At 68.6% G+C, this 12,414-nt stretch carries 12 protein-coding genes; 7 read left to right on the forward strand and 5 right to left on the reverse strand.

Features of this window, described 5'->3' with window-relative positions; genetic code table 11:
* Positions 1-135 precede the first annotated feature (135 nt).
* Positions 136-1,548 (reverse strand): IS4 family transposase, encoded by a 1,413-nt coding sequence (locus ACIGXM_RS16150; protein WP_396561198.1) that lies wholly within the window; start codon positions 1,546-1,548, stop codon positions 136-138.
* A gap of 449 nt (positions 1,549-1,997) precedes the next feature.
* Positions 1,998-2,309 carry a hypothetical protein gene (locus tag ACIGXM_RS16155; RefSeq protein WP_396561200.1) on the reverse strand — a complete coding sequence of 104 codons (312 nt, stop codon included), beginning with the start codon at positions 2,307-2,309 and terminating at the stop codon, positions 1,998-2,000.
* 306 nt (positions 2,310-2,615) lie between these two features.
* On the opposite strand from ACIGXM_RS16155, the gene ACIGXM_RS16160 reads away from it, so the two are divergent.
* Positions 2,616-3,200: a sigma-70 family RNA polymerase sigma factor gene (locus tag ACIGXM_RS16160; protein WP_396561202.1), complete on the forward strand. Its 585-nt coding sequence runs from the start codon at positions 2,616-2,618 to the stop codon at positions 3,198-3,200.
* Positions 3,197-3,937: an anti-sigma factor domain-containing protein gene (locus ACIGXM_RS16165; protein ID WP_396561204.1), complete on the forward strand. Its 741-nt coding sequence runs from the start codon at positions 3,197-3,199 to the stop codon at positions 3,935-3,937. Before ACIGXM_RS16160 ends, ACIGXM_RS16165 begins: the two co-directional genes overlap by 4 nt.
* A 238-nt stretch (positions 3,938-4,175) precedes the next feature.
* Here ACIGXM_RS16165 and ACIGXM_RS16170 read toward each other — a convergent pair whose 3' ends face one another.
* Positions 4,176-4,733, reverse strand: coding sequence for a DUF3291 domain-containing protein (locus ACIGXM_RS16170; protein WP_396561206.1), 558 nt, complete (start codon positions 4,731-4,733; stop codon positions 4,176-4,178).
* 825 nt (positions 4,734-5,558) lie between these two features.
* On the opposite strand from ACIGXM_RS16170, the gene ACIGXM_RS16175 reads away from it, so the two are divergent.
* From ACIGXM_RS16175 to ACIGXM_RS16185, 3 genes are all read left to right on the forward strand, one after another.
* Positions 5,559-6,368, forward strand: coding sequence for a ferritin-like domain-containing protein (locus ACIGXM_RS16175; RefSeq protein WP_396561208.1), 810 nt, complete (start codon positions 5,559-5,561; stop codon positions 6,366-6,368).
* Positions 6,365-7,159: a ferritin-like domain-containing protein gene (locus ACIGXM_RS16180; RefSeq protein WP_396561209.1), complete on the forward strand. Its 795-nt coding sequence runs from the start codon at positions 6,365-6,367 to the stop codon at positions 7,157-7,159. Before ACIGXM_RS16175 ends, ACIGXM_RS16180 begins: the two co-directional genes overlap by 4 nt.
* Positions 7,160-7,251: 92 nt before the next feature.
* Positions 7,252-7,635: a cupredoxin domain-containing protein gene (locus tag ACIGXM_RS16185; RefSeq protein WP_396561211.1), complete on the forward strand. Its 384-nt coding sequence runs from the start codon at positions 7,252-7,254 to the stop codon at positions 7,633-7,635.
* 3 nt (positions 7,636-7,638) lie between these two features.
* Here ACIGXM_RS16185 and ACIGXM_RS16190 read toward each other — a convergent pair whose 3' ends face one another.
* Positions 7,639-8,880, reverse strand: a complete 1,242-nt coding sequence (locus ACIGXM_RS16190) for an Ldh family oxidoreductase (RefSeq protein WP_396561213.1) — start codon at positions 8,878-8,880, stop codon at positions 7,639-7,641.
* 824 nt (positions 8,881-9,704) lie between these two features.
* On the opposite strand from ACIGXM_RS16190, the gene ACIGXM_RS16195 reads away from it, so the two are divergent.
* On the forward strand, positions 9,705-10,550 hold the full coding sequence (locus tag ACIGXM_RS16195; RefSeq protein ID WP_396561215.1) for an alpha/beta fold hydrolase: 846 nt from the start codon (positions 9,705-9,707) through the stop codon (positions 10,548-10,550).
* Here ACIGXM_RS16195 and ACIGXM_RS16200 read toward each other — a convergent pair.
* Entirely contained in the window at positions 10,484-10,837 is a 354-nt protein-coding gene (locus ACIGXM_RS16200) for a TetR/AcrR family transcriptional regulator (RefSeq protein ID WP_396561217.1), read from the reverse strand. The genes ACIGXM_RS16195 and ACIGXM_RS16200 overlap by 67 nt on opposite strands.
* A 314-nt stretch (positions 10,838-11,151) precedes the next feature.
* Here ACIGXM_RS16200 and ACIGXM_RS16205 point away from each other — a divergent pair, with 314 nt between their 5' ends.
* Positions 11,152-11,355, forward strand: a complete 204-nt coding sequence (locus ACIGXM_RS16205) for a cold-shock protein (RefSeq protein ID WP_184941582.1) — start codon at positions 11,152-11,154, stop codon at positions 11,353-11,355.
* Positions 11,356-12,414: the final 1,059 nt, after the last annotated feature.

The raw sequence follows: 12,414 nt of genomic DNA on the forward strand, positions 1-12,414 counted from the left end.
CTGCACTCTGGACTGCGGAGCCGATCACGTTGAATCTGCTGACGGGCCGTTCGGAACCGTGGGGGAGTGGGTCTGAGTCCGCTTTCATGGGGTCCGGCGTTCGGGCAGGGGCGTTTCAAAGCAATGCCGTGAAGTTTACGGCTGAGGTGGCGCTGTCAAGGCGTCGGCGGAGGGTTCGCGGAGGTGGACTGTGTAGGTCGCACGTCTGGATGTCCGGTTCTTGCGGAGGGCCTGGCCCTGTTTGTAGGAGAACGGCGAGACCGGGCGCTTGACCGCGCGGGGGCTGACGCGGTCCGCACGTCGTGGCGGCAGGAGTTCGCTGATCAACAGCTGGTGGAAGGCCTGCTCCGGGGTGCCGGGCGAGGCGTGGTCGGCCGCGATGACGCTGTGCCGTGCGGCGCGGACCGCTACCGTGAAGGAGACCCGGTCCGGGTCAACGCCGACGCGGCGGGCACTGTGATGCGATACCCGGCGCAGGACCTGATAGACGACCAGGTAGGCGTAGATCTCCTGCTCAACGCCTTCCGGGTGCTGCGATCGCAGGACCCGGTCTGCCGTTCGCAAGGTCACCTTCAGTCCGAAGAACGCGATCTCCACCTCCCAGCGCTGGTGATAGAGGGTGGCCAGTTGGTCGGCGGGATGGCGGCGGGGGTCCATGAGCGTGGTCAGCAGGCGGTAGTGCTCGGTTCGGCTGGCGCCGTCGCTGGTGGACACCGTGAGCTGGAACTCGATGACACGGACCTGGTGCCCGTTGGCGGTGCGGTAGCCGCGCCCGTTGCGGTCGGGCGGCACGGAGAGGTAGGAGCCGTCCGCCAGCGGGACCAGCCGGGGCAAGATTCGCACGCCTTTGGCCCGCCACAGCAGGTCAGCGCCGGTGTCCCGGGCCTGGCCCCATAGCTCGTAGCCGTCGAAGTTGCGGTCGGCGAGCAGCAGCATGCCCGGGCACAGGCTGCTCAGCAGGTGCTGCGCGAGTGTCTTCTCTGCCGTCGCGTACGGGCCGAAGGCCACCTGGTGGATGGCGCGGCTGCCGCACTCCACCAGGGCGGCGAGCCTGACCAGAGGGAATCCGGAGCGGCCCCGGCGGGCGTGGAGGTAGCCGAAGGCGGCGGCGTTGGCTGGGCTGTCCGCCGCCTCCAGGTGCAGGCCGTCCCAGGCCATCAGACGCAGACCGTGCCAGAACGCTCCCGGAGTCGCGGTGGTGGCCACCGGGCCCGACAGTCGGGTGAAGAGCTCGGCCATCGGAGCCGCCCCGAGCCGGGCACGGGCCTGGGACAGGGCCGGCGTGGACCGCATCCGCCCGGCAAGACCGCCGAGCCCCTTGACCAGGGCGGCCCACACCCCGTGGTACCCGTCGCTGCTGAACAGGGCCATGGCGAGCACGAAGTACACGACCACGCGGGCCGGCAGTAGACGCACACGCCGTTCGCGGTGACCCGTTGCATCGAGGACATCGTCGACGAGACTCGGCGGGATCTTCCGGGTGAGCGCACCGAGATGCCCCGGAGCATGGACATCTGTGGCGGGACAACTGCCAGAATGGGAGGTCAACAGGGCTCCTGCACAGGGAGAGTCGTCTTGGTCGACTTCCTCTCCTAGCAGGAGCCCTGCCCGCTGGGACCAGCTTCAACGAACCGCTTGACAGTGCCACCTCAGCCGTAAACTTCGCGGCATTGCTTTGAAACGCCCCTGGGCGTTCGGGAGGAGCAGCGCCTGGTGGGTGTAGCGGTCGCCGGCGGCGTCGAGTTCCTGGACGGTCCACTGGGCCTGGCATCCGAGGCGTACGAGCTGCACCTCGACGTCGACTTCGCCAAGCAGCGACCCGCAGGACAAGGTCGGCTCCGAACGGTAGCGGAACCTGCTCCTGGGGCGGGCACCGGCGCCAGCGCCGCGCTTGATGCCGGTCGGTGACATTGAACATCAGCCTGTCGGATGGTCGGACCGGTCGGCCGCCCCGCGCGAGTGATTCCGCAGCCGCCCTGTCTTGGGGCGTCAGGACATCACAAGGCCGACGTCCTCGCGCAGTCCACGCCACCGGCAGCTGCCCCGCCGAAGAGCCGGCTCGGCGGGCACCCCGTCGTGCTCAGGTCGGGGCGGCGGGCAGCGCGGGCGAGCGTGGCCAGCAACGCCCGGTTCGGCCAGCCGGGTTTCGGAGCGGCGACCTGGCGGCGCAGTACCGTGACCTCGTGCCGCAGGATGAGTATCCCGGCGTTCTTGGTCGCGGTAGATCCGCAGAACAGGGCCAACCATGCGAAGACTCGGGTGGCGAGCAGGCAGATCGTCCGTACGAGCACGAGGCTGATCACGCCCATCCAGTGGCCTTGCACATCGTCCGAGGTCAGCCGCGGCCGCATCCTGGTCGGTCGAGCCGGAACTGTCGACGCCGGTGGACGAGCGCGGCATGCCGCGGGGCCACAGCCGTACCCGTGGAAGTCTGTCCTCATCGGCGGCAATCCGCTGCCCATCCGGTTCCGAATACAGGCCGTTCGAGTTCTTCCGATTGGTTTCGCCCGTGTTCATCCAGGAGGTCTCCATGCGCATCTGCCGTCCGACCGACAGGCACCACGGCTGCCCGTCGCATCAGGCCGGATGTGCTGTTGAGCGGTGGGGATGATTCGGTGAACACGGTGGTCCACTTGGCGACCCCGCAGTGGCGCGGACCCGATCTGAAGGATCTGGTGGCGAGGGTGGCCTTCGGCGACCAGGACGCCTTCGGCCGGCTCTACGACGTCATCGCCGGCCCGGTGCTCGGCCTCGTCCGCCGGGTGCTGCGGGACCCGGCGCAGTCGGAGGAGGTGGCGCAGGAGGTCCTGTTGGAGGTGTGGCGCACCGCCGCCCGGTACCAGCCCGAACGCGGTGAGGTGATGCCGTGGGTGCTGACCATCGCGCACCGCCGGGCGGTGGACCGGGTGCGTTCGGTGCAGGCTGCCAGCGACCGGGAGCAGAAGGTGGCCGCCCAGGGCTACGTTCCTGCGTTCGACGAGGTCGCCGAGCAGGTCGAGGGGCGGCTGGAGCGGGAGCAGGTGCGGCGCTGCCTGAAGGCATTGACCGAGATCCAGCGCGAGTCGGTCACGTTGGCGTACTACCGGGGCTTCTCCTACCGGGAGGTTGCCGACATGCTCGACGCTCCGTTGGGCACCATCAAGACACGTATGCGGGACGGTCTGATCCGCCTGCGTGACTGCCTGGGGGTGGCATCGTGAAGGTTTCAGCTGATCTGCACACGCTGACCGGTGCCTACGCCGCACACGCGTTGGACGAGGCGGAGCGTGGGATGTTCGAACGCCACCTCGCCCAGTGCGAGGCGTGCGCGGCCGAGGTCGCGGAGTTCCAGGCGACGCTGGCCCGGTTCGGCGCGGCCGAAGCTCTCGCGCCGCCATTCGAGTTGAAGGCCAGGGTACTGGCGGCGACCGCCAGCATCCGCCAACTCGCCCCGGTCATCGGGCCGGTCGCCGTCGGGTCTCATGACAGGTCCGCCGGACGTTGGCCCAGGTTCGCGCTCGCCGCGACGATCGCCGCCGCGGCCGCGCTGGGCGGCGTCGCGGTCCAGCAGCACGAGCAGGTTCACCAGGCCGCAGTGCGCGCCGCGCGGTTGCAGGACCAGCAGAACCGCTTTGGCGCGCTCCTGACGGCCGCGGACGCGAAGACCGTCACGGAACGCGCCGGTTCGGGCGTGGGCACCGTGGTGTGGTCCCGGAGCCGGGGACAGGCCGGCTTCCTCGCACAGGGCCTGCCCGCCCTGGCACGGGGCAAGGCATACGAACTGTGGTTCAACGACGCGGGAATCATGCGCCCGGCCGGTCTGCTGCCCTCCTCGACGGGTTCACTGGTGCTGACCGGACCGATCGGCGACGCTGCGGGCGTCGGGGTCACGGTGGAGCCGGCGGGCGGCTCGCCTCACCCGAGCGGGCAGCCGGTTCTGCTGCTGCCGCTCACCTGACGGCCGTATCCCGGCCGGGCCGAGCGGGCCTGACCGGTGAGGGGAGTGAACGCTGGGCGGGACGGCATGAACCGTATGGCCGGTCCGGCGGAACGGAGGACCGCGGTGACCGTGTCCGGAAAGGTCTCGGCTGCCGCAGTGGGCTTGATTCGCTTTGACTGGTTTGGTGGTCAGGCTGGTGTTCGCCGTCATTCAATCGAGGCGTTTGACAGCGAACCCAGTCGTTCGGGCTTCCCTGTCAGCGAACTTGGTCGCTCTTCGGCCCGATGCCTTTGATCCTGGTCGGAGTTCCGTCCGGGGCGAACGAGTGGTGGAAGGTGAAGGCGTGCGGTGCGGAGCCATGGTCGTGGAGGTGCTCAAGCCTGGAAACCCCGTCCTGCCAGGTGGGTGTCACGCCGTCGGAGACCCACCAGAAGACGTGACTCGGGTGTGCTGTCCTCTCGAACCAGTCATAGCGCCTGTTGAGCGCCTCACGGTGCAGACCGGTGTAGATGGCGTCGAAGGCGGGGCGGAGGTCGGTCCAGAGTGAGAGGGTCGCGGCCAGGGCGGTGGTTTCCACAGTACGGCCCTTGCCGTACCAGGTCGGTACGGCGAACTCGCCCCATGCACCCCAGTCCAAGTCGAAGTGTGTGCCCCGGGCGCCGTCTGCCGCTTCAGCATGAGCGAGGTATCCGGGGTGCTGGCCGATCTTCCGGTAGACGGCCTCGCCGCTGTCGTGGAACTCCCGCGTGAGAGGTGCGGGATCGGCGAGAGGTGACTTCAGGACGCCGAATGTGTACAGCGCAAGATGGGGCATGCGTCTCTCCCTGGTTGAGGGTGCCTCATGTGGAAAGTCCTTGGCGGTCTGGCTGCCCGGGCGTGGACTCGGTTCGGTGGCTCACGCGTGGGCGTGCGGAGCTGTGGGCGCGACCAACTCATCCCGTCGCGGGTGACTCAGCCTGAAGGAACCCCTGAGCGACCGTGCGACCGCCGAAGGCCAGGTGAAGATAGCTACCCCCTGCGGGCCTTGTCCAAGTTGCGTTTTCCCTGTCCAAGTGGCCTCTTGCAGGGGTCCTCGCGGTGCCCACCAGCAGCGCGGCGAGCTCCGCCAGTATGACGCCAAGATCAACTCAGCGTACCAGGACCACCAAACCAGTCACGATTCGCTTTGGTGGACATCCCTTATCAGGGGCTTCGGCCCCGATCAGGATGACGTCCCGACGTGGCGGGGCCGATCGCCGCATACGGGCTTCACCGCGGCGGAGTGCGGTGGCCTGTGCGAGGCGGACACCCGGCCGGCCGGTCAAGGACACGCGGTGATCGCTGACAAGGTGCGTTTCGGAGCCGCCCCCGCGGTCATGGGCACACTCAGCTGGAGCCGGTCCGTGACGGTCGTCGCTGCCTGTCCGCGCGCACACTCCTCGACTCCTCGTCCGGGACTGTGGGGCCCTCCTGTGCCGCAAAGCGGCAGCGCCCGGGGATCGCATGGAAAGGGCCGTCTGTTCGGATGATGTCCTCTCGCGTCACCCCGGCGGGTGAATCCCGGATCGGTCCGCCTGTCGACCAAGCCGCCCCGGGGGTCACGCCGAATCGACGGTGTGAGAGCCCGCACCGATCGCGGGTTCACGACGTGAGACGGGACATGATGGCCACAGAGCACATCGACACCCGACTGCTCGAGGAACTGACCGAGCAGTCCGCGGACTTGAACAGCGACGCGGCGCGCATCACGCGCTGCGCCCTGACCGACTTCGGGCAGGCGAACGAGCCGGTGCGGCGTCGCTGGTGGCAGCGGGGCACGGTCCTGGCGGGTGCGGCCGGGATGGCGGCACTGGTCGGCGGTCGTGCGTTCGCCGATCCGGCCCCGGGGTCGGGGTCGATTTCGACGGACGACATCATGACGCTGCAGACCGCCGCGTCGATCGAGAACCTGGCAGTTTCGGTCTACCAGACCGCCGCGGGGCTGTCGTTCATCAAGAACGGCAACCCGACGGTGGCGGCGTTCATCGCCAGGACCACCATGCAGCACCAGTCGCACGCGCAGGCGTTCAACGCGGCGGCGACCCAGGCCGGCGGCCAGGCACAGAACAGCCCCGACCCCAAGTACAAGGCCGTCGTGGACTCGGCCCTGCCCGGCATCCAAGGCCCGGCGGACGTGGTGAAGTTGGCGATCACCCTGGAGGACGTGGCCGCGCGGACCTACACCAAGAACGTCACCCAGGTCAGCGACGTCCAACTGCGCAAGCTCTTCGCCTCGGTCGCTCCGGTGGAGGCGCAGCACCGCGCCACGCTGCTGGCCGTCCAGGCCCTGCTGGCCGGCAACGCGGCCGACCTGATCACGATCCCGGTCGACCCGGCCAAGCTGCCGGCCGCCGCGGGCGGTGTCGGGTTCCCCGACTTGTTCTACAGGACCGACAGTGCCACCCCGATCAGCGAAGGGGCCGTGAAGTGACGACCACCAAGGGCGGCTGGGACCTTCCCATCAGCGAGGGCGAACTCACGCGCCTCACCCGGGACATGCACCAGGCTCACCAGGAGACGCTGCCAACGATGCGTGCCGGCGCGCTGGACCTCACCGAGGAGATCCGGGCGCGTCAGACGGGCGCGCCACGTGACAGCGGGCGACGACGGTTCCTGCTGGGTGCCGGCGGGGCAGCGGTCGCACTCACGCTGGCCGCCTGCTCCTCCAACAGCAGGTCCAGCGACGCCGCGACCTCCGGCAGGACGGTGAGCGGCCGGTACACCGGGGACCTGAAGGTCGTCGCTCTGGCCACCGCGCTGGAGAACCAGGCGGTGGGCGCCTACCAGGCCGCCCTCGACGCGGCCAAGGCCGGCAAGCTCGGCACCGTCCCGCCCGCGGTCGCGACCTTCGTGACCACCGCGATGGCCCAGCACGCCGACCACGCCAAAGCCTGGAACGCCGTGCTCACCGGCGCCGGCAAGCCCGCCGTCACCAACGTCCCGCTCTCCAACCAGCCCGCCACGCTGGCCGCGCTGGGCCAGGCCGGCACCGTCGGTGATGTCGCCAAGCTGGCCCTGCAGTTGGAGGACCAGGCCGCGCAGACCTACCTCTACGCGACCTACAACGTCACCAGCCCCGGTGGCATCGCCACCGCCGCCACCATCGCCCCGGTGGAGGCGATGCACGCCGCGATCCTCAACTACGTGCTCGGGCAGTACCCGGTCCCCGACGACTTCCTGCCCGCCGACAAGGCCGCCAGCCCCGCCCTGCTGACCGTCTGACCGGTCGCCCCACAGCCGGTGGGTGCCCCGGCGCGAACGGTCGACTCCCCCCTCGCCCGGGCACCCACCCCCATCGCCAGAAACGAACACCTGTGACCGCCGCGCGCCTGCCCTCGACCCTCGCAGCCGTCCTGCTCACCCTCACGGTGAACGCCTGCTCCTCGAGCCACTCCGGCGCCCCGGTCGGCAGCGCACCGAACGCCCCACCGGCCGGGTCCTCTTCCGCTGCCGCCCGGATCACCATCAAGAACTTCCTCTTCGCCCCCGCCACGATCACCGTGCACCCCGGCGAACAGGTCACCGTCGTCAACGAGGACGCCACCACCCACACCGTGACCGCCGAGGACAAGTCGTTCGACACCGGAGCCGTCAACGGCGGCGCCTCGGCGACCTTCACCGCTCCCACCACACCCGGCAGCTACCCCTACATCTGCACGATCCACCAGTACATGCACGCCACCCTGACGGTCAGTTGACCGTCAGTCAGTTCGACTCACTCCGGAGGCGTGGCTGCCGTGACCACCGAAACCACCGGTCGCCTGCCCGCACGAGGACCGATCCGCGGGCCTCCGCGGCTCTCGGCCGCCGCCGCGCTCGCGGTCGAAGCGGCCGTGCACGCCCGGGGCCAGGCGGCCTGTCCGGTCAGGGGTCCGGCCGGCTCGGCAGTTGTGCCGGCTGAGCCTGGGGCGCCCGCCAGCGGTCGACAGGTGCCGCGGTGGAGGGGCGAGCGGGCTGTCCGCAGCCTCGCGAAGTGTCCTGTAGACCACGTCGAAGACCTCGACCCGGTTCTCCCGCAGCCGCGCGGCCTTCGTTGCGGCGGACCGGTCGAAGGGGACGCGCACCGGCTTGGCCGGGTCCACCGGGCGGGAGGTCCGGACGGAGTCGGCGTAGGCAGCCACCCGACGGCGGAAGTCGTCGGCAGAGGTGAAGATCTCAGGGTCGATCACGGCGATGACGAAGCCGCAGCCGGACATGCCGACGGGGGACGCGTCCGCGCCGGTCGTCATCCCCAGTAGCTGGATCACGACTGCCAGTCCCGAGCCTCTGTAGCCGCCCCATACCGTGTACGCGCCCGACGACGCCGCGGTGGGGTCGGTGGTCGGCTGACCGTGCTCGTCGAAGGCGAGGCCCTCGCGCAGTGGCTGGCCGAGGCGCATGCATACCGAGACCTTGGCGTGGTCGATGTTGGAGGTCCCGATGTCCCAGATGACCGGCCCGTCGTCGGAGGGGAAGCCGAACGCCATCGGGTTGGTGCCAAAGCGCGGCTCGGTGCCGCCGAATGGGGCGACGGCCTGGACGCTGCTGCCAGCGGCCATGGTGACGAGGCCCACGCGGGTGGTCATCTCCATGTAGTAGGTGAACATGCCGGTCATCCAGGTGTTGCTGGCTCCGGCGACCCCGACGCCTGTCTCCTTGGCCTTCGCGATGGCAACCGTAGCCGCCTTGTGGGCCACCAGGTAGCCGACCTGGTCCCCGCCGTCGAACGATGCCGACAAGGCGTTCTCGCGCAGGAGCGTGATCTCGCCGGCCGGCTGCGGGGTGTCGCGCAGGCGCTCCAGGATCGACAGCAGGCGCGGCAGGCCTCCGGAGGGCACGCCGCGCAGTTCGCAGTCCATCAGGTGGTCCGTGATGATTGCCGAATCCTCGGCTGAGTATCCAGCGGTCTGCAAGCACCGTTCGGAAAGGGAACGCGATTCGTCAACTGACAGGACGACTGTCATGGGAATACCCCTTATCTGCCTATCTGGCGCCCGTGGCTGCCAGCGATCGGGAGCTGCGGGCGGGCCAGGCCCGCTATCCTGCCGGGTAGGGGGTTTGGCGGAAATGTGTGAGCTGCCTTGTGTCTTCCAGCAGCGGCCTGAAAGCTGGCGGAGGGCAACGGTCCTTCCCCGCACAGCAGGAGCAGGGGAGCCTCGGCGCTCCCGGGTCGGGCAGTCACTTCCACGGCGCCTTATGGCGAAGCCCTACTCACTTGGCCTATTCCCAAGGAGTCAGAGTAAACGTTCGCGTCCGCGCGCAGGTTACCGGCCGGTCATCGACGGCCATTCGGAGAAAAAGCACACGAACAGTCACCCTTGGGGACCCATGCGGCGGCTCGCGCTGGGTCGCCCGACCTCCGCCCGGGCGCGGCGCGGCCGTTCGATCGCGGGGGTTGCGCGGTCGAGCACACAGGTGCCACGCGCGCCGACATGGGTGGCCAGTACGCAGGGGCGGCCAGGGGTGCTGACGTAGCGGGGAGCGCCTATGGTGCGTATGGTAATTATATCGAGTAATGTAAGTTGGTGTTTTTTGCGGCGGATTTCACGCTCTCGAGTATTCAGTTCATCGGATACATCGTGCGCTCGGTGCGCGACGACCCGTGCACCGGCTTCCTGTCTGCGCTCATCGCGGTGCGGCCCCGTCGAAACGAAAGGACACCGCCACCCGCCCGGTCGTCGTGCTCGGTGCCGGGTGCTCTGGGCGTCTCGCTCGCCGAAGGCACCTCCACCTCTCAAGGGCTCGGCCGTGCGCCGAGCACCCCGCACGAGAGCATTGGAACGCGCACATGAAACTCGCCGACTGGGTTGCCGGCGGCACCAGGGTGGAGCTGAACGGCCACCAGGTGTTCGTCCGCCAAGACGGTGCCGGCAGACCCGTGACACTCGTACACGGCTTCCCCACCTCCTCCCACGACTGGGCAGGAGTCGTCCCGCACCTGGTCGAGGCCGGATGCCAGGTGACCACATTCGACATGCTCGGATTCGGACAGAGCGACAAGCCCCGCCACCACCACTACTCCATCGACGAGCAAGCCGATCTGCTCCAGGCCGTCTGGAAGCGCCTGGGCATCGGCAGGACCGCGCTGATCGCCCACGACTACGGCGTCTCGGTCGCTCAAGAGTTGCTAGCCCGTGAGCCGGAACGCTTCACCCGGACCGCCCTGTTGAACGGCGGCCTCTACGCCGACCTCCACCGCCCGATCCTGGGCCAGCGCCTCCTGCACAGCCGGATCGGCCCGCTCCTGGCCCACTTCATCGACGAGAAGAAGTACACCGAAAGCGTCCGCAGCGTCCTTGGCAAACCCATCTCCGACGAGCACCTGCACGAGATGTGGTTGGCCTCGTCACGCGACCACGGCCTGCTCGTGCTTCCGGACCTGCTCCACTACATCGATGATCGCCGCGCCAACTACGACCGCTGGACCGGCGCCCTCGAACACTACGACGAGGGACCGCTTCTGTTCGTCTGGGGTCCCGAAGACCCCATCAGCGGAGCCCACGTCCTGAAGCGCCTGCGCGAACGACGTCCCGACGCCACGTTCACCGTGCTGGACGGCATCGGCCACTATCCGGAGGTCGAGGCACCCGAAGAAGTGGCAAGGGCACTGTCCGACTTCCTCACCGCCGCCTGATACTCGAGCGAGAGTTCTGGCTTGTACGGGGTCTGTCGGTCTTCGGTGATCGCGGCCTTGCACAGCCCGTCGGCTTCGTCGGCGTAGAGGGCTTCCAGGAGTTCCTGGCGACCGGGGAAGTTGCGGTAGAGCGCGGCCATGCCGAGGCCGGCACGGCGGGCGACCTCGGCTATCGAGATGTCCGTGTCGCCAGCGACGAAGGCCGCCCTGGCGACGGCCAGGATTTGGTCGCGGTTCCGCTCGGCTGTCGCCCGCCCGGAGGGGAATGACGTCCTGCCCGTCGTCATCGATCTCCTCCGATCCCGTACCCGGCAGCCTGGGAAGGCGACGGTCCATACCGGCTGACCACCGGCAAGGGCTCGGGCGGAGACCTGTCGCGCCCCTCGGGGCTCGGGCGGCGCGTCGTGCCGTCGGTCCCCTGGTGGCGATCCCCTGCGGTGTAATGTTTTGGTCAAGCAGTCGTGGTTCCGAAGTTCTCGCCCGCGGTGATGATGCCGTGGGCGTTTTTGCTGTCCAGCGCCTCTCCGGACCAGGGCGATCACCTCCGGGCCCCGCACCTTGCGGAGCCCGGCTTAGCACCCCCCCCGAGAAGGAGAGCAGCATGGCTACCGGCACCGTGAAGTGGTTCAACGCGGAAAAGGGCTTCGGTTTCATCGAGCAGGACGGTGGCGGCGCTGACGTGTTCGCCCACTACTCGAACATCGATGCCCAGGGCTTCCGCGAGCTCCAGGAAGGTCAGAAGGTCACCTTCGATGTCACCCAGGGCCAGAAGGGCCCGCAGGCCGAGCACATCCGTCCGGCCTGACCTTCAGCGCACAGGCGGGCGCCCTGCACGGGACCATGTGCGGGGCGCCTTGTCATCCGGCCGCCTGTCATCCGGCCGCCCCGGCTCGCCCACCAGCTCAGCTACGGGCAAGCCGGCATCGCGGTACTCCGATTGCCGTAGCCCGGGGCGCGATCAGGCGCCGTTCGGCGGCTCCTGCGGCCAGACCTCGAAGGCGCCCGTCGGCGCGACCGGTGGGCTCGGCCCTGAAACGGCTGCGGATCAATACCGCGACCTTCGCCACCGCGCCAGGATCCCCTCCTGGCTCCACCCTTCACTGAGCCCGTTGGAGCGGTCTTCGTGAGCCGGGTCGTGCTTCCACGCCGAGCCATCGGAATTCGCGAACGGCAGAAGGCCGGGGCTTGCCTTCTACGATGTGGGACCGCATCTCGTAAACTGAGATGGCGCCGTGTAACGCCGCAGGTCAGGCCCAGCAGAGGTGCTCCGCGCATATTGTTATCAATGCTTTACATCCATCCTTTGACTCGGCTCGTGATGGCTGCCTACGTTGGGTTGTGGATCACCTACTCCGATCTCAAAAACGGGCGTTCGGCAGCCGGGAAACGACCGCCAGGCTTGCGTTCAGCAACCCGGAATACCTGTCGGATGCATCCTGCACCGGAGCGATTGCGGTGCACATCAGAACTGTTAATTCGGTTCGTTTTCTCGGGAATCCCCGAAAGGGGAACATGATGCATGCACATACGTCAAGGACCCGCCGGGCGGTGGCAGCCGCGTTCGCAGCCCCCATCCTGGCTCTCGCTTGTAGCGCCGGCGCCACGACGGCTGCCCACGCAGCGCCTGCCCATGTCTCCGTTGTCTCCGATTGGGGTGGCGGCGGTGGCGGCTACGGCGGCGGCTATGGCGGTGGCGGCTACGGTGGTTACGGTGGCGGCTACGGCGGTGGTGGTTACGGCGGAGGTTACTAACAGATAGTCGAGCGCGGAATTCCTCACTGGAGGCGGAATTCCATGAGCCATTGAGCTCGAGTGCCCAGATGTGGGCACTCGAGCGCCCGCGTCGGCGGCCGCCGGACAGGGC

This window comes from Kitasatospora sp. NPDC052896 (assembly GCF_044547075.1).
GTDB lineage: Bacteria > Actinomycetota > Actinomycetes > Streptomycetales > Streptomycetaceae > Kitasatospora.